This is a genomic window from Micromonospora okii (genome assembly GCF_020884795.1).
Lineage (GTDB): Bacteria > Actinomycetota > Actinomycetes > Mycobacteriales > Micromonosporaceae > Micromonospora > Micromonospora okii.
In genome coordinates, this window is the sequence record NZ_BBZF01000013.1 from 103,707 (window position 1) to 124,871 (window position 21,165).

At 71.9% G+C, this 21,165-nt stretch carries 21 protein-coding genes; all 21 read right to left on the reverse strand.

Annotation, left to right across the window (positions count from 1 at the left end; translation table 11 throughout):
- On the reverse strand, positions 1-257 hold a 257-nt coding region (locus LPU43_RS03465; protein WP_229398744.1), incomplete at its 3' end, for a NuoI/complex I 23 kDa subunit family protein.
- Between the two features lies 1 nt (position 258).
- Entirely contained in the window at positions 259-1,611 is a 1,353-nt protein-coding gene (nuoH, locus tag LPU43_RS03470; RefSeq protein WP_229398745.1) for an NADH-quinone oxidoreductase subunit NuoH, read from the reverse strand.
- The gene (locus LPU43_RS03475) at positions 1,608-4,127 is read right to left on the reverse strand and encodes an NADH-quinone oxidoreductase subunit G (protein ID WP_229398746.1); all 2,520 of its coding nucleotides are present in this window, start codon (positions 4,125-4,127) and stop codon (positions 1,608-1,610) included. The genes nuoH and LPU43_RS03475 overlap by 4 nt, the downstream gene beginning before the upstream one ends.
- Positions 4,127-5,443, reverse strand: coding sequence for an NADH-quinone oxidoreductase subunit NuoF (nuoF, locus tag LPU43_RS03480; RefSeq protein ID WP_229398747.1), 1,317 nt, complete (start codon positions 5,441-5,443; stop codon positions 4,127-4,129). Before nuoF ends, LPU43_RS03475 begins: the two co-directional genes overlap by 1 nt.
- A complete protein-coding gene (gene nuoE / locus LPU43_RS03485; RefSeq protein WP_229398748.1) occupies positions 5,440-6,507 on the reverse strand; it encodes an NADH-quinone oxidoreductase subunit NuoE in 1,068 nt (355 codons plus the stop codon). Before nuoE ends, nuoF begins: the two co-directional genes overlap by 4 nt.
- 55 nt (positions 6,508-6,562) lie before the next feature.
- Entirely contained in the window at positions 6,563-7,891 is a 1,329-nt protein-coding gene (locus tag LPU43_RS03490) for an NADH-quinone oxidoreductase subunit D (protein WP_229398749.1), read from the reverse strand.
- Positions 7,888-8,625 (reverse strand): NADH-quinone oxidoreductase subunit C, encoded by a 738-nt coding sequence (locus tag LPU43_RS03495; RefSeq protein ID WP_229398750.1) that lies wholly within the window; start codon positions 8,623-8,625, stop codon positions 7,888-7,890. The genes LPU43_RS03490 and LPU43_RS03495 overlap by 4 nt, the downstream gene beginning before the upstream one ends.
- Entirely contained in the window at positions 8,622-9,299 is a 678-nt protein-coding gene (locus LPU43_RS03500) for a NuoB/complex I 20 kDa subunit family protein (protein ID WP_229398751.1), read from the reverse strand. Before LPU43_RS03500 ends, LPU43_RS03495 begins: the two co-directional genes overlap by 4 nt.
- 14 nt (positions 9,300-9,313) lie before the next feature.
- Positions 9,314-9,679 (reverse strand): NADH-quinone oxidoreductase subunit A, encoded by a 366-nt coding sequence (locus tag LPU43_RS03505; RefSeq protein ID WP_229398752.1) that lies wholly within the window; start codon positions 9,677-9,679, stop codon positions 9,314-9,316.
- A gap of 135 nt (positions 9,680-9,814) precedes the next feature.
- Positions 9,815-11,092 (reverse strand): geranylgeranyl reductase family protein, encoded by a 1,278-nt coding sequence (locus LPU43_RS03510; RefSeq protein ID WP_229398753.1) that lies wholly within the window; start codon positions 11,090-11,092, stop codon positions 9,815-9,817.
- A gap of 136 nt (positions 11,093-11,228) precedes the next feature.
- Complete coding sequence (locus LPU43_RS03515) at positions 11,229-11,459, reverse strand: hypothetical protein (RefSeq protein WP_229398754.1); 231 nt, start codon at positions 11,457-11,459, stop codon at positions 11,229-11,231.
- A gap of 89 nt (positions 11,460-11,548) precedes the next feature.
- Positions 11,549-12,259, reverse strand: a complete 711-nt coding sequence (locus tag LPU43_RS03520; RefSeq protein WP_255684270.1) for a demethylmenaquinone methyltransferase — start codon at positions 12,257-12,259, stop codon at positions 11,549-11,551.
- 172 nt (positions 12,260-12,431) lie between these two features.
- A complete protein-coding gene (locus tag LPU43_RS03525) occupies positions 12,432-13,664 on the reverse strand; it encodes a cell wall anchor protein (RefSeq protein ID WP_229398755.1) in 1,233 nt (410 codons plus the stop codon).
- Between the two features lie 515 nt (positions 13,665-14,179).
- Complete coding sequence (locus tag LPU43_RS03530) at positions 14,180-15,379, reverse strand: hypothetical protein (protein WP_229398756.1); 1,200 nt, start codon at positions 15,377-15,379, stop codon at positions 14,180-14,182.
- Between the two features lie 169 nt (positions 15,380-15,548).
- Positions 15,549-16,739 (reverse strand): cyclic dehypoxanthinyl futalosine synthase, encoded by a 1,191-nt coding sequence (mqnC, locus tag LPU43_RS03535; protein WP_229398757.1) that lies wholly within the window; start codon positions 16,737-16,739, stop codon positions 15,549-15,551.
- Between the two features lie 108 nt (positions 16,740-16,847).
- The gene (locus LPU43_RS03540; protein WP_229398758.1) at positions 16,848-17,078 is read right to left on the reverse strand and encodes a DUF397 domain-containing protein; all 231 of its coding nucleotides are present in this window, start codon (positions 17,076-17,078) and stop codon (positions 16,848-16,850) included.
- 252 nt (positions 17,079-17,330) lie between these two features.
- Positions 17,331-18,440, reverse strand: a complete 1,110-nt coding sequence (paaE, locus tag LPU43_RS03545) for a 1,2-phenylacetyl-CoA epoxidase subunit PaaE (RefSeq protein ID WP_229398759.1) — start codon at positions 18,438-18,440, stop codon at positions 17,331-17,333.
- Positions 18,437-18,913 (reverse strand): 1,2-phenylacetyl-CoA epoxidase subunit PaaD, encoded by a 477-nt coding sequence (gene paaD, locus LPU43_RS03550; RefSeq protein WP_229398760.1) that lies wholly within the window; start codon positions 18,911-18,913, stop codon positions 18,437-18,439. The genes paaE and paaD overlap by 4 nt, the downstream gene beginning before the upstream one ends.
- A gap of 55 nt (positions 18,914-18,968) precedes the next feature.
- Positions 18,969-19,694 carry a 1,2-phenylacetyl-CoA epoxidase subunit PaaC gene (gene paaC, locus LPU43_RS03555; protein WP_229398761.1) on the reverse strand — a complete coding sequence of 242 codons (726 nt, stop codon included), beginning with the start codon at positions 19,692-19,694 and terminating at the stop codon, positions 18,969-18,971.
- Positions 19,691-19,978, reverse strand: a complete 288-nt coding sequence (gene paaB / locus LPU43_RS03560; RefSeq protein ID WP_229398762.1) for a 1,2-phenylacetyl-CoA epoxidase subunit PaaB — start codon at positions 19,976-19,978, stop codon at positions 19,691-19,693. The genes paaC and paaB overlap by 4 nt, the downstream gene beginning before the upstream one ends.
- The gene (paaA, locus tag LPU43_RS03565; protein WP_229398763.1) at positions 19,975-21,036 is read right to left on the reverse strand and encodes a 1,2-phenylacetyl-CoA epoxidase subunit PaaA; all 1,062 of its coding nucleotides are present in this window, start codon (positions 21,034-21,036) and stop codon (positions 19,975-19,977) included. The genes paaB and paaA overlap by 4 nt, the downstream gene beginning before the upstream one ends.
- Positions 21,037-21,165 lie beyond the last annotated feature (129 nt).

The window sequence follows — 21,165 nt, forward strand, 5'->3', positions numbered from 1 at the left end:
TCACCCGGGGAGAGGCGGTTCTCCTCCGTGTTGTCCCCGCCCTCGACGTAGATCGCGTCGGCCGGGCAGGCCCAGGCGCACAGCTCGCAGCCGATGCACTTCTCCAGCCCGTCCGGGTGCCGGTTGAGGATGTGCCGCCCGTGGTAACGCGGGGCCGGCGTCGGCGGCTTGAACGGGTAGTCGGTCGTGACGACCTTTTTGAACATGTGCGAGAAGGTGACCCCGAAGCCCTTGAACGTTCCGGTGATCGCGCCCACGTCACACCTCCCTGGAGTCCGAGCCGGCGGCGACGTTGGCCGGCTCCCGCTCGGCGACCACGCGCTTGGTGCGCGGGCTCGGTGGCACTTGCAGGTCCATCGGTGGCAGCGGGAAGCTGCCGTGCGGCCGGCTGTCGGCCTTCTCCTGCGGCGACGGCTTCGGCGCCTTGCCGCGACTCGGCCAGAGCAGCGTCGCCAGCAGCAGGACACCCGCGGCGACGCCCGTGACGAGCAGCCGGTCCTTGGTCTGCCAGTCCTCGATGGACCGCAGGCCGGCCAGGACGAGGATCCAGACCAGGTTGATCGGCAGGAGCACCTTCCAGCCGAAGCGCATGAACTGGTCGTACCGGAGCCGGGGCAGCGTGCCGCGCAGCCAGACGAAGACGAAGACCAGGGCGATCACCTTGCCGAAGAACCACAGCATCGGCCACCAGCCGGAGTTCGCCCCCTCCCAGAGGGTGATCGGCCACGGGGCCCGCCAGCCGCCGAGGAACAGCGTCGTGGTGACCGCGGACATGGTCACCATCGCCACGTACTCGCTCAGCATGTAGAGCGCGAACTTCAGCGAGCTGTACTCGGTCATGTAGCCGGCGACCAGCTCCGACTCGGCCTCGGGGAGGTCGAACGGCGCCCGGTTGGTCTCGCCGACGGTGGAGATGAAGAAGATGATGAAGCTGGGCAGCAGCAGGATCGCGTACCAGCCGGGGGCCGGAACCTCCATGCCCGCGATGGTCAGCCGGGTGGCGTCCCCCTGGGCGGCGACGATCCCGCTGGTGGACATCGTGCCGGCGGTCATGAAGACCGCCACGATGCTCAGCCCCATCGCGACCTCGTACGAGATCATCTGGGCGGTGGAGCGCAGGCCGCCGAGCAGCGGGTACGTCGACCCGGAGGCCCAGCCGCCGAGCACGATGCCGTAGATGCCCATCGACGAGCAGGCCAGCAGCACCAGCACCGCCACCGGCACGTCGGTGACCTGGAGCGGCGTCTGGTGGCCGAAGATGCTCACCATCGGGCCGAACGGCACCACCGACAGGGCGGTGACCGCGCAGATCACCGAGATCGTCGGCGCGAAGAAGAACACGACCTTGTCGGCCGCCTTCGGGAGGATGTCCTCCTTGAAGGCCATCTTCAGGCCGTCGGCGAGGGTCTGGAGCAGGCCGAACGGGCCGGCCTGGTTCGGGCCCGGCCGCACGGCCATCCGGCCGACGACGCGCCGCTCGAACCAGACGCCGAGCAGCGTGGCCATTACGGCGACGCCGAAGGCGAAGACGACCTTGATCAGGACCAGCCACCACGGGTCCTTGCCGAAGTCGGCCAGCGTCGGGTCCTGGGCCAGGTAGACGGCGTTCACTGGGAAACACCCCCGGTGTTGAGGAGCGGACCCGGGTGGCCGGCCGCGTCCGCGGCGACCGCCGCGGTGGCCTGCTCCGGCACGGCGGTGGCCGCGGCGGAGATCCGTACCACCGTGCCGGAGGTCGCGCCGAGCGCGCGCCGCACGGTGGAACCGGGTGAGTTGGTCGGCAGCCAGACGACGCCGTCCGGCATCTCGGTGATCGCCGCCGGCAGGGTGATCGCCCCCCGGTCGGTGCCCACGGTCACGGCGTCACCGTCGGCGACGCCGAGCGCCTCCGCGGTGCCCTTGCCCAGCCGCGCCACCGGCGGGCGGGCCGTGCCGCCCAGGTGCTCGTCACCGTCGATGAGGGTGCCCAGGTCGAGAAGCTGGTGCCAGGTGGCCAGCACGGCCTCGCCGGCACCGGGCTCCGCGACCGTGGCCGGCTGCGCCGACGGCGCGGACGGCCGGTCGGCGCGGGTCGGCGGCAGGCTGCCCAGCTCGCGGCGGATGCTGAGCACGTCGCCGGTGCCGAGCCGCACGTCGAGCAGCGCGGCGAGGGCATCCAGCACCCGGCCGTCGCTCATCGCGGCCGAGGTCAGCACCGCCTCGAAGGGGCGCAGCCGCCCCTCCCAGTCCACGAAGCTGCCGGCCTTCTCGGCCACCGGGGCCACCGGCAGGACCACGTCCGCCCGGCGGGCCACGGCGCTGTTGCGCAGCTCCAGGCTGACCAGGAACGGCACCGCGTCGAGCGCCGCCTCGGCCAGGCGCGGGTCGGCCAGGTCACCCGGGTCGACGCCGGCCACCACGAGCGCGCCGAGCTGCCCGTTCGTCGCCGCGGCGAGGATGCCGTCGGTGTCCCGGCCCGCCTGGCTCGGGATCACCCCGGCCGCGATGTCCCACGCCTCGCCCAGCTCGGCCCGCGCGGACGGCTCGGTGACCGGACGGCCGCCGGGCAGGAGGTTCGGCAGGCAGCCCGCGTCGACCGCGCCCCGGTCGCCCGCGCGCCGGGGCACCCAGGCGAGCTTCGCGCCGGTACGCCGGGCCACGTCCGCCGCCGCCGACAGGCCGCCGGGCACCTCGCCCAGCCGCTCGCCGACGATCAGGATCGCGCCCGGCTGGCTCAGCGCCTCGGTCACCGTGGTGTGCTCGGCGAGCACGCTCGCCTCCTCGCCCGGCACCACCCGGGCCAGCTTGGCCCCGAGCTTCTCCAGGCCACGGGTGGCGAACGGCGCGATCGCGTACACCGTCAGCTTCTTCTTCAGGTACGCCTTGCGCAGCCGCAGGAAGAGGATCGGGCACTCCTCCTCCGGCTCCAGGCCGACCAGCACCACGGCGGGCGCGTTCTCCACGTCCGCGTAGGTCACGTCGGTGCGCCCGGCGACCGTGCTGGCCAGGAAGTCGGACTCCTCGCGGGAGACCGGCCGGGCCCGGAAGTCGATGTCGTTGGTGTTCAGCGCGACCCGGGCGAACTTCGCGTACGCGTACGCGTCCTCGACGGTCAGCCGGCCGCCGGTCAGCACCGCCGTGCCCTGCCCGCCGTCGCGGGCGGCGCGCAGCCCCTCGGCGGCGACCGTCAGCGCCTCGCTCCACGACGCCTCGCGCAGCTCGCCGGTCCGCTCGTCCCGCACCAGCGGGGTGGTGAGCCGGTCGAACGCGCGGGCGTACTGGAAGCCCCAGCGCCCCTTGTCGCAGTTCCACTCCTCGTTGACCTGCGGGTCTTCGCCCGCCAGCCGGCGCGTCACCTTCCCCCGCCGCCAGTCGGTGCGCTGGGCGCAGCCGGCCGAGCAGTGCTCGCACACGCTCGGGCTGGAGACCAGGTCGAACGGGCGGGCCCGGAAGCGGTACTGCGCGCCGGTCAGCGCGCCCACCGGGCAGATCTGCACGGTGTTGCCGGAGAAGTACGAGTTGAACGGGACGTCCCCGCTCTCCTCGCCGGGCTCCGCGCCGTACGCGTCGTCCCGGTAGATGTTGATCTCCTCGGCGGACGAGCGGCCCATCAGGTCGATGAACTTGTCGCCGGCGATCTCCTCGGAGAACCGGGTGCACCGCTGGCAGAGCACGCAGCGCTCACGGTCGAGCAGCACCTGCGTGCTGATCGCCATGGGCTTCTCGTACTCCCGCTTGTGCTCGTGGAAGCGGGAGTCCGTGCGGCCGGTGGACATCGCCTGGTTCTGCAGCGGGCACTCGCCGCCCTTGTCACACATCGGGCAGTCGAGCGGGTGGTTGAGCAGCAGCAGCTCCATGACCCCCTCCTGCGCCTTCTTGGCGACCGGGGAGGTGAGCTGGGTGCGGACGACCATGCCCTCGGCGACGGTCTGGGTGCAGGAGGCCACCGGCTTGCGCTGGCCCTCCACCTCGACCAGGCACTGCCGGCACGCGCCGGCCGGGGCCAGCAGCGGGTGGTCGCAGAAGCGCGGGATCTCGGTGCCCAACTGCTCGGCCACCCGGATCAGCAGCGCACCCTTGGGTGCGGTGACCTGCACGCCGTCGATGGTGAGCGTGACCGTCTCGGTCTGCTTGGCTACGTCGGTCATTAGTGGGCTCCCACCAGCTGCTTGTCCGACAGCTTCGGCGCCGTGCGCCCCTCGATGTAGTCGAGGTAGTCCTGCTTGAAGTACTTCAGCGACGAGGTCACCGAGCTGGTCGCACCGTCACCCAGGCCGCAGAACGAGCGGCCGAGGATGTTGTCGCAGGTGTCGAGCAGGGTGTCCAGGTCCTCGTGGGTGCCCTGGCCGGCGAGGATGCGCCGGTAGACCCGGACCATCCAGTAGTTGCCCTCCCGGCACGGGGTGCACTTGCCGCACGACTCGTGGTGGTAGAACTCCAGCCACCGGTACGTCGCGTAGACCGGGCAGTCCTGGTCGGAGAAGATCTGGGTGGCCGTGGTGCCCAGGATCGAGCCGGCCGCCGCCACCGACTCGAAGTCCAGCGGCACGTCCAGGTGCTCGGCGGTGAGCAGCGGGGTGGACGAGCCGCCCGGGGTCCAGAACCGCAGGTTGTGCCCCGGCTGCATCCCGCCGGCCAGCTCCACCAGCTCGCGCAGCGTGACGCCCATCGAGCACTCGTACTGCCCCGGGTTGGCGATCCGGCCCGACAGCGAGTAGATCATCGGGCCGGCCGACTTCTCGGTGCCCATGGTCTTCCACCACTCGGGCCCGCCCAGCACGATGTACGGCACGCTGGCGATGGTGCCGACGTTGTTGACCACCGTGGGGCTGGCGTACAGGCCGTGGGTCGCCGGGAACGGCGGGCGCAGCCGGGGCTGGCCCCGGAAGCCCTCCAGCGAGTCCAGCAGCGCGGTCTCCTCGCCGCAGATGTACGCCCCCGCGCCCGAGTGGACCACCAGCTCCAGGTCGAACCCGGAGCCGAGGATGTTCCGCCCGAGGTAGCCCTTGGCCTGCGCCTCCTGCACGGCGTTGCGCAGCCGGCGGGCGGCGTGCACGGCCTCGCCCCGGATGTAGATGTACGCCCGGGCGGCCCGGATCGCGTACGAGGCGATGATCACGCCCTCGACCAGCGAGTGCGGGTCGTGCGTCATCAGCGGCAGGTCCTTGCAGGTGCCCGGCTCGCCCTCGTCGGCGTTGACCACGAGGTAGTGCGGCTTGCCGTCGCCCTGCGGGATGAACCCCCACTTCAGCCCGGTCGGGAAGCCCGCGCCGCCGCGACCGCGCAGCCCGGAGTCCTTGATGAGCTGGATCAGGTCGTCCGGGTGGGCCTTGAGCGCCTTGCGCAGGGCGGCGTAGCCGTCCAGCCTCTCGTACGTGCCGATCCGCCAGGCGTCTGGCGACAGCCAGCGCTTGGTCAGCACCGGGGTGAGCTTGGCCAGGGTCTCCGGCCGGGGAGTCGTCACTTCTGGGCCTCCGCTTCCTTGAGGGAGCGCTCCTGGGCACCGGCGGCGTCGCCGGCGGGCTTGCCGTCACCGGCCGGCGGGTTCGCGGCGGCACCGGCGGCCTCGGCCTCCCGGGCGTCGCGCGGGGCCGGGGTCGTCGAGTCGGCCGGCACCTTCGTGCCCGGGGCATCCGGCACGGCGGTGCTCGCGTCCGGCTGCCGCGTCTCGGCGGCCCGCACCTCGGGCGACTTGTCGTCCGGCGCCTTCACGTCCCGGGTGGTGCTGCCGCTCGTCGCGGCGGCGGGGGCGGGGGCCGGCTTCGCGGCGGCCTCGGCCTTCGTCTGCTCGACCTTGGCGGCCTCGGCCTTCGCCTTGGCCTCGGCGGCGGCCTTGTCGGCCTCCGCCTTGCTCCGGATCGGGGTCCTCGGGTCGAAGCCCGGCACCGAGATGCCGTGCTGCTCCGCCAGCCGCAGACCGCGCAGGCTCGGCTCGCCCGGACCGCCGTCGGCGACCGCGCCCTCGCGCTCGTCGGCGAAGCCGGCGAGCTGCACCGCCATCTCCCTGAGCGTGCAGAGCCGGGCGCCCCGGGTCGGCATCGGTCGCCCGCCGGAGCGCAGCTCCTCGACCACCCCGAGGGCGGCCTGCGGGTCCACCCCGTCGAAGAAGTCGTAGTTGACGGTCATCACCGGGCCGTAGTCGCAGGCCGCGAGGCACTCGGCGTGCTCCAGGGTGATCTTCCCGTCGGCGGTGGTCTCGTCGTGCCCGACGCCCAGGTGCTCGGCCAGGGTGTCGTAGACCTCCTGGCCGCCGAGCACGTTGCACATCGTGTTGGTGCAGACGCTGACCAGGTAGTCGCCGGTCGGCTTGCGCTTGTACATGGTGTAGAAGGTGGCCACCGCGCCGACCTGCGCCTTGTTCAGGCCGAGCACCTCGGCGCAGAACTCGACGCCGGCCGGGGAGACGTACCCCTCCTCCGACTGCACCAGGTGCAGCAGCGGCAGCAGCGCGGACCGGGACCGGTCGGCCGGGTACCGGGCGATGATCTCCCGTGCCCGCTCACGAGTCGTTTCGCTAAACACACTCATCAGAGCCGCCCTTCGTTCGCGACTGCGGTGCTCCGCTTCGCTGCGCTCCTCGCGCTCACCTGTCACACCCACCCATCACGGGGTCCAACGAAGCGCCGCCGGCGATCACGTCGGCGATCAGGCCGCCCTCGGACATCGCCGGGAGGGCCTGGAGGTTGACGAAGCTCGGCTCCCGGTAGTGCACCCGGTACGGCCGGGTGCCGCCGTCGGAGACGGCGTGCACGCCCAGCTCGCCGCGCGGCGACTCGATGCCGACGTACACCTGGCCCGGCGGGACCCGGAAGCCCTCGGTGACGAGCTTGAAGTGGTGGATCAGCGACTCCATCGACTGACCCATGATCTTCGCCACGTGCTCCAGCGAGTTGCCCATGCCGTCGACGCCGATGGCGAGCTGCGCCGGCCAGGCGATCTTCCGGTCGGCCACCATCACCGGGCCGGGCTTGCCGAGCCGGTCCAGGGCCTGCTCGACGAGCTTCAGCGACTCCCGGATCTCGGCGAGCCGGACCAGGTAGCGGCCCCAGACGTCGCCGTCGGTGTGGGTCGGCACGTCGAACTCGTACGTCTCGTAGCCGCAGTACGGCATCGTCTTGCGCAGGTCCCAGGCGAGGCCGGCGGAGCGCAGCACCGGGCCGGTGACGCCCAGCGCGAGGCAGCCGGTCGCGTCGAGCACCGCCACGTTCTGGGTGCGCTCGATCCAGATCGGCTGGCCGGAGAGCAGGTCCTCGTACTCCTTGAGCCGCTTCGGCATCAGCTTGAGGAACCGCTGGATCTTGACGATCGCCTCGTCCGGCACGTCCTGCGCCACGCCGCCCGGCCGGACGTACGCGTGGTTCATCCGCAGGCCCGTGATGCTCTCGAAGATGTCGAGGACGTACTCCCGCTCGCGGAAGCCGTACAGCATCATGTTGATCGCGCCCAGCTCCATCGCCGTGGTGGCGACCCAGACCAGGTGCGAGGAGATCCGGTTCAGCTCCATCATCAGGACCCGGATCGTGGTGGCCCGCTCGGTGATGTCGTCGGTGATGCCGAGCAGCTTCTCCACCGCGAGGCTGTACGCCGTCTCGTTGAACAGCGGGGAGAGGTAGTCCATCCGGGTCACGAAGGTCGAGCCCTGCACCCAGTTGCGGTACTCGAGGTTCTTCTCGATGCCCGTGTGCAGGTACCCGATGACCGAGCGGGCCTCCCGGACCGTCTCGCCCTCCAGCTCGAGGATCAGCCGGAGCACGCCGTGGGTCGACGGGTGCTGCGGGCCCATGTTCACGACGATCCGCTCGTCGTTGATCGGGTCCGTGCCGGAGACGACCTGGTCCCAGTCCCCACCGGTGACGGTGAAGACCCGACCCTCGTCGGTGTCACGCTCGGTCGCGTAGTTCGATGCCGTCACTGGTACGACCTCCTCCGGTCCGGCGGGGGAATCTCGGCGCCCTTGTACTCGACCGGCACGCCACCCAGCGGGTAGTCCTTGCGCTGGGGGTGCCCCTCCCAGTCGTCCGGCATGAGGATCCGGGTCAGGTTCGGGTGGCCGTCGAAGACGATGCCGAACATGTCGTACGCCTCCCGCTCCTGCCAGTCCGCCGTCGGGTAGACCGAGGTGACGCTCGGCAGGTGCGGGGCCTCGGCGGAGACTGCGGCCTCCAGCCGGACCCGGCGGCGGTACGTCATCGAGGTGAGCTGGTAGACCACGTGCAGCCGACGCTCGTCCGCGCCCAGGTAGTCCACGCCGGACACCGAGGAGCACAGCTCGAAGCGGAGCGCGAGGTCGTCCCGCATCACCTGGCAGACCTCGGCGATCCGCTCCGGGCGTACGTGCAGGGTCAGCTCGCCCCGGTCGACCACGACCTTCTCGATCGCCTCGCCGAAGGCCGGGTACGCCTCCTCCAGCGCGTCGCGGACCTCGTCGAAGTAGCTCCCGTACGGCCGGGGGGCGTCCTCGATCTGCCGGCGCTGGCGGACGAGGCCCCCGAAGCCGGAGACGTCGCCGCTGCCCTGGTTGCCGAACATGCCGCGCCCGGCCGGGCTCGACGGCGGGTACTCGGCCGGCGCGCCGCTGCTGGCCCCGGCCGGCGTCGCCGGCACCGGCAGGCCGCCGGTGTTCGGCTTGTCGGTAGGTGCGGTCACTTGATGCCCCCGTGCGGGTGGAGGTGGTTCTGAGCCTTCATCCAGTTCTCGATGCGCAGCTGCTCCTCGCGCCCCTCGCGAACCGCCTTCGTCCACTCGGCACGCCGGGCCTTGTCGCTGCGGTACGACGACGGCATCGAGCCCCACGGCACGACCGGCACGTCGCCGCGCGCCAGGCGGGCCTCGTGCATCTTGCGGCCGTTGGGGCCGAGCGGCTCGTGCATGACCTTCTCGCGGAGCTTGAGGATCGCGTCGATGAGCATCTCCGGCCGGGGCGGGCAGCCCGGGAGGTACATGTCCACCGGGACGATGTGGTCGACGCCCTGCACGATGGCGTAGTTGTTGAACATGCCGCCGCTGCTGGCGCAGACGCCCATCGAGAGCACCCAGCGGGGCTCGGCCATCTGGTCGTAGATCTGGCGCAGGACCGGGGCCATCTTCTGGCTGACCCGCCCGGCGACGATCATCAGGTCGGCCTGGCGGGGCGAGGCGCGGAACACCTCCATGCCCCAGCGGCCCAGGTCGTAGTGCGGGCCACCGGCGGCCATCATCTCGATGGCGCAGCAGGCCAGGCCGAAGGTCGCGCCCCAGAAGGACGTCTTCCTCGTCCAGTTGACCAGCTTCTCCACGGAGGTGAGCAGGACGCCGGCGGGAAGCTTCTCCTCGATACCCATCTGACGTACCTCCCTCAGTCCCAGTCCAGGCCGCCGCGCCGCCACACGTAGGCGTACGCGACGAAGACCGCGACGATGAACAGGACCATCTCCACGAAGCCGAAGATCGGCAGGGCGTCGAACGAGACCGCCCAGGGGTAGAGGAAGATGATCTCGATGTCGAAGACGATGAAGAGCATCGCCGTTAGGTAGAACTTGATCGGGAACCGACCGCCCCCGACGGGCTGCGGGCTCGGCTCGATGCCGCACTCGTACGCCTCGAGCTTGGCCTTGTTGAACCGGCGCGGGCCGACGAAGCGGGCGGCGGCCACGGAGAACAGCGCGAACGCCGCGGCGAGGGCGAACAGCCCGATGATGGGTGCGTAAGGCGAGAGCGTCATCGTGGTCTCCTGCTCGTCCTTCCCTGCCCTCGGTGGTGGTGGGCCAAAATCACACTATTCACGTCCCTCACGAGGGCTGTCGGCGGGGGTCGATCTCCGGCCGGCGGCGGGTCGTCGTTGACGCCGCCCGCCTGGTCAGACGGCCGGGGCCGCCTTCGTCATCGCGTTGATGACCCGGTCCATCGCGTCCCCGCCGCGCGGGTCGGTCAGGTTGGCCAGCAGCTTGAGGACGAAACGCATGAGCAGGGGATGCGGCATCCCGTGCCTGGTGGCCATCCGCATGATCTCCGGGCGGCCGATCAGCTTCACGAAGATCCCGCCGAGCCGGTAGTAGCCGCCGAAGCGGGTCTTCAGCTCCTGCGGGTACGCCATCAGCGCCCGCTCCCGCTCGGCGCCGGCCGGCCGGGCGAGGGCCTGCACCGCCACCTCCGCGGCCAGCTCGCCGGACTCCATCGCGTACGCGATGCCCTCGCCGTTGAACGGGTTGACCATGCCGCCGGAGTCGCCGACCAGCATGACGCCCCGGGTGTAGTGCGGCACCCGGTTGAAGCCCATCGGCAGCGCCGCCCCGAGGATCGGGCCCTCGGCGTTCGCCTCGTCGGTCATCCCCCAGTCCTCCGGGGTGTTGGCCAGCCAGTCGGTGAGCAGCCGCCGGTAGTTGGTCTTGCCGAAGGCGGTGGAGGAGTTGAGCACGCCGAGGCCGACGTTCACCCGCCCGTCGCCGAGGCCGAAGATCCAGCCGTACCCGGGGAGCAGGTTGTCGCCGCTGTCCTTGCTGCGCAGCTCCAGCCAGGACTCCAGGTAGTTGTCGTCGTGCTTGGCGGGCGAACGGTAGTACCGCCGGACGGCCACGCCGATCGGCCGGTCCTCGCGCTTGGCCAGCCCGAGGGCGAGCGGGAAGCGGCCGGAGACGCCGTCCGCGGCGACCACCAGCGGGGCGCGGAAGGTCGCCGGCTCCTTTTCCGGGCCCACCTCGGCCTGCACCCCGACCACCCGGTTGTCGGCGTCGAGCACCGGGCCGATCACGTTGACGCTGGTGCGCAGCTTCGCCCCGGCCGAGACGGCGCGCTGGGCGAGCAGGTCGTCGAAGTCCAGCCGGGTGCGGACCAGGCCGTAGTTGGGGAAGCTGGCCAGGTCGGGCCAGTCCAGTTCCAGGCGTACGCCGCCGCCGATCACCCGCAGGCCCCGGTTGTGCAGCCAGCCGGCCTCGGGCGAGGTGTCCACGCCCATCCGGATGAGTTGCCGGACCGCGCGCGGGGTCAACCCGTCGCCGCAGACCTTCTCCCGGGGGAACTCGGTCTTCTCCAGCAGCAGCACCCGCACGCCGTGCCGGGCGAGGTGGTACGCCGTCGCCGAGCCACCGGGACCGGCGCCCACGACGATCACGTCGGCGTCGTTCTCCACCGCGGTCATCCGCGCCTCCTCCCGCCCGCTCGTGAAATCGTTCACAAGCCAGTCGGGGTGGAGTCTATGACCGCTGATAGACCGCCGCCGGGTTAGGTGGACCTAACTTGCCGAGGTGAGCGTGGTCAAGGTCCACTTCGGGCTGTCATCGTCGGGCGTGCGCAGGGGAGTCCAGCCCGGCGTCGGCCCGTACCGCCGCCGGCAGGTGCTCGCGCAGCGCGCCGCCGGCCACCCGGTCGAGCGCGGTCAGCACCTCCGCCACCACCCGGCGCACGTCGGCGGGGTTGGCGCCGGCCAACTCCCTGAGCTGCGCGACGAGCTCGGCGGCGTCGTCGTCGCCCGACGTCGCGCCGCGCGCGTGTTCTGCTCCCGTCATGGCGCGAGCCTACGGGGCAAAATGGACCGACTCGCTGCATTTGCCCAAATGCGACGCCCGGCCGGCCTCCCGCGTGGCAGGACGCGGGGTCAGTCCCGGACCGCGCGGTGCAGGGCGACCACGCCACCGGTGAGGTTGCGCCAGGCCACCCGCCCCCAGCCGGCCGCGCCGATCCGCGCCGCCAGGGCCGCCTGGTCCGGCCAGGCCCGGATCGACTCCGCCAGGTAGACGTACGCGTCGGGATTGCTGGAGACCGCGCGGGCCACGGCCGGCAGCGAACGCATCAGGTACGACAGGTAGACCGTGCGGAACGCCGGGTTGACCGGGGTGCTGAACTCGCAGACCACCAGCCGGCCGCCGGGCCTGGTCACCCGGGCGAACTCCCGCAGGGCGGCGTCGGTGTCCGACACGTTGCGCAGCGCGAAGGAGATGGTCACCGCGTCGAAGCTGGCGTCGGCGAACGGTAAGCGCAGCGCGTCCCCGGCCAGCAACGGCACCGCCGGGCGGACCCGCTTGCCGGTGGACAGCATCCCGAGGGAGAGGTCGGCGCCCACCACGTACGCGCCGGACTGGGCCAGCTCCTCCGTGGAGACGCCGGTGCCCGCGCCGACGTCCAGCACCCGGTCGCCGGGGCCGAGCCCGAGCGCCGCATGGGTGGACCGCCGCCAGGAGCGGTCCTGCCCCAGGGAGAGCACCGTGTTGGTCAGGTCGTAGCGGGCCGCCACCCCGTCGAACATCGTGGCGACCTCGTGCGGCTGCTTGTCCAGGCTGGCGCGCTGGCCCTTTGGGGTACGGCTCACCCTTCCACTCTGCCAGCCGACCGCCCGCAGGCCCGCGTCGGGGCGGCGGGGCAGGCGGCAGCGAGCGGCCCGGTCGACCGACGGAAGGCGAGCGGACGCGGTGGGCCGGTCGGGCGGAAGGCGGGCGGGCGGGGTGGTCGCCCACCCCGCCCGCTCCGTCACGTCGTACGCGTCAGTTCTTCGGCTTCTCGTCGGCCGGCGTCACCAGCACCACCCGGCGGCGGCGGGAGAGCATCAGCAGCACCCCGCCGACCAGCAGCACGGCACCGCCGACGCCGCCGATCAGGCCGGCCTGCACGCCGGTCACCGGCAGGCCGCCGCCCACGCCGCCCGGGGAGGGCGTGGCCGTGGGCTGCCCGGACGGGCCCGCGCTCGGGCCGGCCGTGGGGGTGGGGGTGGCGGTCGGCCCGGGGGTCGGCTGGGCGGCCAGGTCCACGAACACGTCGAAGACGGCCTGGTTGTCGACCTCGTCGGTCTCCGTGAACGTGCGCCGCTGCGCCGAGGAGGCGACCTTCGGCTCCTCGTCCGGGGTGCCCCGCGCGGCGTCCAGCCCGTACGCGAACAGCTCGCCCACGCGCAGCACCGGCTCGGTCGCGTCGTCGGCGACCTTCACCCGCACGTCGTCGGTGTAGTACTCCCCCGGGCGGACGACCGCGCCGTTGTCCTCGCAGAACGCCTGGGCCGGGCCGTCGCCCTCCCGCTCGACGCAGTTCTCGGGAAGCTTCGCGAAGCTGACCTGCGCCGGCAGGGTGATGACGTAGAAGAGGCCGGTCGCCTTGCGGCTGCCGTCGTTGTAGACCGCCCAGTCCAGCGGGGCGGTGCCGCCGCGCGGGATCGGCCTGAGGTCCGGCTCGCCGCTCTGCGCGCCGTCGACCACGACGTTGGCGTACCCGTCCTGCACCCACGAGGTGAGGTCGTAGCCGGCCTTGGCGACGGTGATGTCGATCGTCTCGGTGTTGTCGTCGGCGTTCGGGTCGGTGGTGGCGGAGGCGATCGTGACGGTCAGCGACCCGCCCTTGCCCCGGCCGCCGGTGCTGAACAGCGGGACGCCGAAGTCCTCGCTGGTGCCGCCCGCGAGGTCGCCGAGCAGGCAGGTGAACGCGGTGCCGGAGACGTCGCAGCCGTCCGGGACGACGAAGCCCACCCGGCGACTGAGGCTCTTTGTTTCCACGGTGACCCGCACGTCGCGGGCCGTCACCGAGCTGCGGGTGTTGTCGACGGTGAACTTGAACGGCTTGGCCCTGGCCGCCTCGACGCCCTTGGCCAGGTTCGTGCTGAGCGGGACGAGCGCCAGGTCGGCCTGGCCGGACGCCTGCGCCGGGGTCGCCACGGCGGCGAGGCCACCGGCGGCCAACAGTGCCGCGGCACCGGCGCGGGCCAGCGTCGAGCGGTGGAACGAGGTCATTGGTCCCCCGGTTGGTTCAGGAAAGGGAGCAGAATTGCGGGATCGAGCGGACGTTATCCGAGGTAGATCGAATACGCCAGCAGCGACCAGGTTCTTCGTCCGTCCAGGCCCCATTCGTACGACAGTGGGGGCGGGATGGTCACCCATCCCGCCCCCACTGCGGTGCGCTATATGTAAACGGCCCTCATGGGCCGACGGAGGACACGCTCGACTCCCGCTCCTGGCGAGGTCGACCCGCTCCGACCTGCGTCGCGGGTACGTGCGCCGGACGTTAGCGGCCCATCGGCGACGCCGCCAGCCCCCGCGCCGCGCGAATGCGCATTCGCCGTTGCGCCGTTACCGGGAATTGTCGGGGTTGGTGGTGTCTTGTGGCGGGCCATCGACCCCGCAAGTCCCCCGAACGGCGGCCACGAATGCCCTGCCGACGACCACCATCAAGCCTTTCGGCCCGTCACCGTGCGATGTGCGCGGCGCGACGAAACGTGAGAAACAGTCGGCCGCCCGATCGCCCCGCGTCAGGCGGTCGGCTTCTCGTCGGTCGGGGCGACCAGGACCACTCGGCGACGGCGGGCCAGCACGAGGAGCACGCCACCGACGGCCAGCACCGCCGCGCCGATCCCGCCGATCAGGCCGGCCTGTGGGCCGGTCACCGGCAGGCCGCTGCCCCCACCGCTCCCGCCGTTCCCGCCTCCGTTGCTCGCGGCGATCACGATCACGGCGAAGTCGTCGCTGTTGTCACTCGGGTCGACCTCCTTCGCGGGCACGAGCTTCGCCACGGACGGCAGCTTCGGCGCGGTGGCCTTGCGCGACCGTCGCTGCTCGGGGGTGAGCTGGCCCAGGGCCTCGGCGGTCACCGTGCCGGGCTTGAGGGCGACCGGCCCCTTCACGCTGGCACCGACCTTGATCGGCACCAGGAAGCTGAGCGCGCTGCCGCCGTCGCCAAGCTGGAGATCCTCGATCTCGCAGGTCGCCGTGCGCCTGTCGGCGGAGTGCTCGCAGTCGGCGAACCGGTCCGCGAAGGTGACCCCCTTCGGCAGCCGCATGACGACCCGGACGCCGTCCGTGACGAGGTCGCCCTGGTTGAAGACCTCGCCGATCAGCACCGTCGTCTTCCCCGGCTGCAGGGCGGGGAAGCCCTCGGTGTCGGGGTCGTACTCGTCCGGCGGGATGTGGCGGGTCACGTCCGGGACGCGGACGCCCAGGTCGACGCCGCTCTCCTCGGTGAACTCGACCCGCACGGTCTTGGTGTTGTTCTCCGGCGTGGTGTCGTCCGGGGAGGTGAGGGTGAACGTCACGGGCGCCGAACGGGGGCCCGCCGCGTCGTCGCCCTTCAACACCAGCAGCGGCATCTCGCCGGTGCGGCCGGGTTTGGGCAGCGTGTCGTCGAAGAGCAGGCAGGACCAGATGCGGCGGCCGTCGCTCCGGGCCTCCTCGCACTCATCGCCCCGCGGAATTGCCTCGATCTCGACCGCGTCGAGCTCGGTGACGTCCACCTGCACGGTGGCCCGGGAGACCGGGTTCGCGCCCCTGTTGCTGATCTTGATGAAGGCCACCTTTCCCCCGACGTTGGCGGCGACCCGGGTGCCGGCGACGTCGAGCGAGAGGTCGGTGCCCGCGCCCTCGGCGTGGGCGGGAGCGCTCAGCGCGGTCAACGCGCCGGAGGCGAGCAGGGCTGCGGCACCGAGCCGCGCCAGCAATCGGTTACGGACAGGCATCAGAATCCCCCATGGATTGAGCGGATGGTAATCCTGCCCGCACGCTAGCGGTCGTCGCCTCGTCCTGCTGCCCCGTATCGGTCCCGTCGCCGGCCGTCCCGGCCGGCACGTCGGCCCCGCCGGCACCTGGGCCCGGCCGGCACGGCGGCCAGGCCCGGCCGTGCGCCCGTCAGCGGGCGTCGACCAGCGGGAGTGACTTCCCCGCGCCGCCGCCCGGCATCGCGATCGACGAGAAGTGCGACACCACCCGGTCGTCGGTCGGGTCGTCGGCCGGGGTGTGGTGCACGGCCAGCCGGTTGTAGAGCGTGTCCCGCTGGGCGGGGATCCGGTCCGCCGAGCGGATCATGCCGATCAGCTCGTGCAGGTTGGAGCGGTGCCGGGCGCCGGCCGAGGAGATGACGTTCTCCTCCAGCATGATCGAGCCGAGGTCGTCCACGCCCATGTGCAGCGCGAGCTGGCCGACGTCCTTGCCGGTGGTCAGCCAGGACGCCTGGAGGTGCGGGACGGTCTCGAAGAAGAGCCGGGCCACCGCGACCAGCCGCAGGTACTCCAGCGTGGTGGCCTGGGTGCGGCCCTTGAGGTGGTTGTTCTCCGGCTGGTACGTCCACGGGATGAAAGCCCGGAAGCCCCCGGTGCGGTCCTGCACGTCGCGGATCATCCGCAGGTGCTCGATCCGCTCGGCGTTGGTCTCGCCGGTGCCCATCATCATCGTCGCGGTCGACTCCAGGCCCTGCCGGTGGGCCAGCTCCATGACCTCCAGCCAGCGCGCGCCGGACTCCTTCAGCGGGGCGATGGCGCGGCGGGGCCGCTCCGGCAGCATCTCCGCCCCGGCGCCCGCGATCGAGTCCAGCCCGGCCGCCTTGATCCGCGCGATGGCCTCGTCCAGGCTGACCCCGGAGACCTTGGCCATGTGCAGGATCTCGCTCGGCCCGATCGAGTGGATGGCGAGCTGCGGATACGCCTTCTTGACCGAGGAGAACAGCTCCTCGTAGTACTCCACGCCGTAGTCGGGGTGGTGGCCGCCCTGGAGCATGACCTGGGTCGCGCCCAGCTCGACCGCCTCGCCGCAGCGGCGCAGGATCTCCTCGGTCGGGTGGGTCCACCCCTCCTTGTGCTTCGGCGCACGGTAGAAGGCGCAGAACTTGCACGCGGTGACGCAGACGTTGGTGTAGTTGATGTTGCGATCGATCAGGTACGTGACGATGTTGTCCGGGTAGCGCCGTCGGCGCACCGCGTCGGCCGCCTCACCGAGGGCGTGGAAGGGCGCCTCGGTGTAGAGGAACAGGGCCTCCTCGGGCGTGATCCGCCCGCCGTCCGCGCCGCGCTGCAGGATGTCGTCGATCTCCCGGCTCACCGTCACGCCTCCGAGAGTACGCCGGTGAGGCAGCCACCTGGTCAGGGGTACTCGCGGTGGTGGCATCACCGGCAGGTGTGACAGCGCTGGGGAAGCGCGAGACTCGGCCCAGAGTCAGACGCGGTGGGGCAGGCTGGCGACGAAGGCGGACCAGGCAGTGCGCGCGAAGGCCAGCACCGGACCGTCCGGGTCCTTCGAGTCGCGTACGGCGATCGCCTCGACTGACTCGGCGACCTCGACGCAGTCGGTATCGGAGCCGCTGTGGCTGGACTTGCGCCACCTTACCGACGCACCCGCCCACGTATGGCACGCCCGACCACACGGCCGATGATCCGTCTGCGTCATCAGCTCGACAGGCGATGCCAGACCACCCATCTATCGGCACGCCCGGGGAAGTCGCTCAGAACAGCGGGTCCTCGCCACTGGGCGCTTCCTTTCCGGATGCCGATGACAGGCAGCCCTCTCACAACTTCAGGGAAAGTGCGGCCTGCCGAGGTGAAGTGGGCGCACTTTCCCTGAAGTTGCCCGGATCTTGACGGCCGAGGAGGGTGTCGGCACAACGATGGCAACCAGGGCGGAGGCGCGGCCGTTGGCCCTTCAGGCGTCGTAGTCGATCGTGAGGGTGTCGGTGACCGGGCTGGCCTGGCAGGTCAAGACGTACCCGGCGGCGACCTCGTCCGGCTCCAGCGCGTAGTTGCGGGCCATCGTCACCTCGCCCGAGACGACCTTCGCCCGGCACGTCGAGCAGACCCCGCCCTTGCACGCGTACGGCAGCTCGGCGCGTACCCGTAGCGCCGCGTCGAGCACCCGCTCCTCGCGGCCCATCGTGACCGACGACGAGCGGCCGTCCAGCACGATCGTCACCTCGGCCCCGGTGCCCGGCCCGGCGTCGGGGCGGCGGACCGGCTCCGGCGGGGCGTCGACGTGGAACAGCTCCGCGTGCACCGCCGACTCCGGCAGGCCCCGCTGGGCGAGCACCGCCTTCGCGTCGACCACCATCCCGTACGGGCCGCAGAGGAACCACTCGTCGATGGCGTCCCCCGGCACGACGGTGCCGAGCAGCCGGCCCAGCCGCTCGGCGTCGACGCGCCCCGACAACAGCGGCGACTCGCCCATTTCCCGGGACAGCACGTGCACCAGGTGCAGCCGGGTGGGGTACCGGTCCTTCAGGTCGGCCAGCTCCTCGGCGAACATCACCGAGTTCGCCGTGCGGTTGCCGTACACCAGGGTGAACGTGCTGGCCGGCTCGACGGCCAGGGCGGTCGCGACCAGCGCGAGCACCGGGGTGATGCCGGAGCCGGCGGCCACCGCGCCGTAACGGCGGGCCCGCGCCGGGTCGAACGGCGTGGTGAAGGTTCCGAGCGGGGGCAGCACCTCGACGGTGTCGCCGTGGCGCAGGGCCGAGCACGCGTACGTGGAGAACGCGCCCCCGGGGACCTCCCGCACCCCGATCCGCAGCCGGCCGTGCCGGGCCAGGTCGTCCGGCGTCGAGCAGATCGAGTACGACCGCCGCACGTCCGCGCCGTCCTCCCCGGTACGCCGGACCGTGAGGTGCTGGCCGGCGCGGAACGCGAACGTCTCCCGCAGCTCCTCCGGCACGGCGAACGTGATCGCCACCGCGTCGGCGGTGAGCCGGTCCACGGCGGCGACGGGCAGCGGATGGAAGACCGGCCGGCGGCGGACCGGGCGGGTGATCGTGACAGTCACAGCGCCTTCAGGTGGTCGAAGGGTTCGGAGCAGGAACGGCACCGCCACAGAGCCTTGCACGCGGTGGAGCCGAAGCGGCTGACCTGCTCGGTCTCGGGGGAGCCGCAGCGCGGGCAGCGGACGGCGAGGGTGAGCGGCACCACCGCGCCGGCACCGGCGGGGGCCGGCGGGGCGATGCCGGCGGCGGCGAGCTTCGCCCGGCCGGTCTCGGAGATCCAGTCGGTGCTCCACGCCGGGCTGTAGACCGTCCGCACCTCGGAGTCCGGGTGGCCGGCGGCGGCGAGCGCGTGGCGGATGTCGGCGCGGATGACGTCCATCGCCGGACAGCCGGTGTAGGTGGGGGTGATGGTCACGGTGACCCGGCCGGTGGCCGGGTCCTCCTCGACCGCCCGGAGGATGCCCAGCTCGGCGATGGTGACCACCCGGATCTCCGGGTCCACCACCGCCGACACGGCCTCCCCCGGTGCTACCACTTCGCCCACCCGCCGTTCGCGACTGCGGGGCTCCGCTGCGCTGCACTCCTCGCGCTCACCACTTCGCCCCCGGGTGGGCGCGGTGCAGCACCTGCATCTCGGCGAGCAGGAACGACAGGTGCTCGGTGTGCAGGCCGTCCCGCCCGCCGGCCGGAGCCCAGCCGTCCGCCGGCCGGGTCAGCGTGGCCTCGGCGAGCACCGCGTCGACCCGCCCGTCGAAGTCGGCCCGCAGGGTGGCCGGGTCGACCGGCGCGCCCGGCCACGGCCGGAACAGCTCCTGCGCGTACGGCCAGACCTCGTCGACGGCGGCCTGCATCCGGCGGTGCGACTCGTCGGTGCCGTCGCCGAGCCGCCGCACCCAGAGCGCGGCGTGGTCCAGGTGGTACGCGGACTCCTTGCGCGCCTTCGCCCCGATCGCGGCCAGCCGCTCGTCGGCGCAGCCGGCCAGCGCCGTGTAGAGCGGAAGCTGGTACGCCGACAGGAGGAGCAGCTTCGCCATGGTCACCGCGAAGTCGCCGTTGGGCAGCTCGACCAGCAGGCAGTTGGTGAACTCCCGGTCGTCGCGCAGGTACGCCAGCGCGTCCTCGTCCCGGCCGGCGCCCTCCAGCTCACCCGCGTACGTCAGCAGCAGGCGGGCCGCGCCGAGCTGGTCGAGGGCGATGTTCGCCAGCGCGATGTCCTCCTCCATCTCGGGGGCGCGGCTGGCCCACTCGCCGAGGCGCTGCGCGGCGATCAGGGCGTCGTCGCCGAGGGCGAGGGCGAGGGCGAAGGTGTTCTTCACAGGTGGGCCACTCCGTCCGGCACCTCGTAGAAGGTCGGGTGGCGGTAGACCTTGTCGGCCGCCGGGTCGAAGAAGGCGTCCTTCTCGTCCGGGCTCGACGCGGTGATCGCGCCCGCCGGCACGACCCAGATGGAGACGCCCTCCTGGCGACGGGTGTAGAGGTCCCGGGCGTTGCGCAGGGCCAGCTCGGCGTCCGGGGCGTGCAGGCTGCCGACGTGGGTGTGCGCCAGCCCGCGCCGGGGGCGCACGAACACCTCCCAGAGCGGGGCTCGTTCCGTGCTCACGCGGCGACCTTCTCCCTGCTCGTGTGCTTGGCGGCGTACGCCGCGGCGGCCTCGCGCACCCACGCGCCCTCGGCGTGGGCGCGCCGCCGGTGTTCCATCCGCTGCCGGTTGCACGGCCCGTTGCCCTTGATCACCCGCATCAGCTCGTCGTAGTCGGGCTGGGTGTAGTCATAGGCCTGCCGGTCGTCGTTCCAGCGCAGGTCGGGGTCGGGCAGGGTGAGGCCGAGGATCTCGGCCTGCTGCACGCACATGTCGACGAAGCGCTGGCGCAGCTCGTCGTTGGAGAAGCGCTTGATCTTCCAGGCCATCGACTGCGCCGAGTGGGTGGAGTCGCCGTCGGGCGGGCCGAACATCGCCAGCGACGGGTACCACCAGCGGTCGATGGCGTCCTGCGCCATCGCCTTCTGGGCGGGGGTGCCGTGGGCCAGGGTGTGCAGGATCTCGTACCCCTGCCGCTGGTGGAACGACTCCTCCTTGCAGACCCGGATCATGGCCCGGGCGTACGGCCCGTAGGAGCAGCGGCAGAGCGGGACCTGGTTGACGATCGCGGCGCCGTCGACCAGCCAGCCGATCGCGCCCACGTCCGCCCAGGTCAGGGTGGGGTAGTTGAAGATCGAGCTGTACTTCTGCCGCCCGTCGAGGAGCAGTTGCACCAGCTCGTCGCGGCTGATGCCGAGGGTCTCCGCGGCGGCGTACAGGTAGAGGCCGTGCCCGGCCTCGTCCTGGACCTTGGCCAGCAGGATCGCCTTGCGCTTCAGCGACGGGGCGCGGCTGATCCAGTTCCCCTCGGGCTGCATTCCGATGATCTCGGAGTGCGCGTGCTGGGCGATCTGCCGGATCAGCGTCTTCCGGTACGCCTCGGGCATCCAGTCGCGGGGCTCGATCTTCTGGTCCGCGTCGATCACGTCGGCGAAGTACGCCTCCAGATCGGCGTCGGGGCCGGCGGCTCCCCGCTGCCGGGTCGCCGCCTCCCGCAGCGCCGCCTCCGCCGCCTCCACCTCGCCGAGCAGTCCACCGCCGGGCGTGTTCTCCGGGGCGGAGAAGTCGTTGCCATACATGACGACAAGTGTTACAGCTCCCCACGCGTGACACCAGGGGGTGTCACAGCTTTCCCCAGTCACCTTCGGTGACACCTCGAATGCCCATCGTGTCGATGCAGGTCACGACTGGGACATGACATGGATCAC

Coding starts and splice junctions, on each gene's coding strand:
- LPU43_RS03475 (WP_229398746.1), bottom strand. CDS start 4,127: ATGACCGACGTAGCCAAGCAGACCGAGACGGTCACGCTCACCATCGAC.
- nuoE (WP_229398748.1), bottom strand. CDS start 6,507: ATGAGTGTGTTTAGCGAAACGACTCGTGAGCGGGCACGGGAGATCATC.
- LPU43_RS03500 (WP_229398751.1), bottom strand. CDS start 9,299: ATGGGTATCGAGGAGAAGCTTCCCGCCGGCGTCCTGCTCACCTCCGTG.
- LPU43_RS03505 (WP_229398752.1), bottom strand. CDS start 9,679: ATGACGCTCTCGCCTTACGCACCCATCATCGGGCTGTTCGCCCTCGCC.
- LPU43_RS03510 (WP_229398753.1), bottom strand. CDS start 11,092: ATGACCGCGGTGGAGAACGACGCCGACGTGATCGTCGTGGGCGCCGGT.
- LPU43_RS03515 (WP_229398754.1), bottom strand. CDS start 11,459: ATGACGGGAGCAGAACACGCGCGCGGCGCGACGTCGGGCGACGACGAC.
- LPU43_RS03525 (WP_229398755.1), bottom strand. CDS start 13,664: ATGACCTCGTTCCACCGCTCGACGCTGGCCCGCGCCGGTGCCGCGGCA.
- LPU43_RS03530 (WP_229398756.1), bottom strand. CDS start 15,379: ATGCCTGTCCGTAACCGATTGCTGGCGCGGCTCGGTGCCGCAGCCCTG.
- LPU43_RS03540 (WP_229398758.1), bottom strand. CDS start 17,078: ATGACGCAGACGGATCATCGGCCGTGTGGTCGGGCGTGCCATACGTGG.
- paaA (WP_229398763.1), bottom strand. CDS start 21,036: ATGTATGGCAACGACTTCTCCGCCCCGGAGAACACGCCCGGCGGTGGA.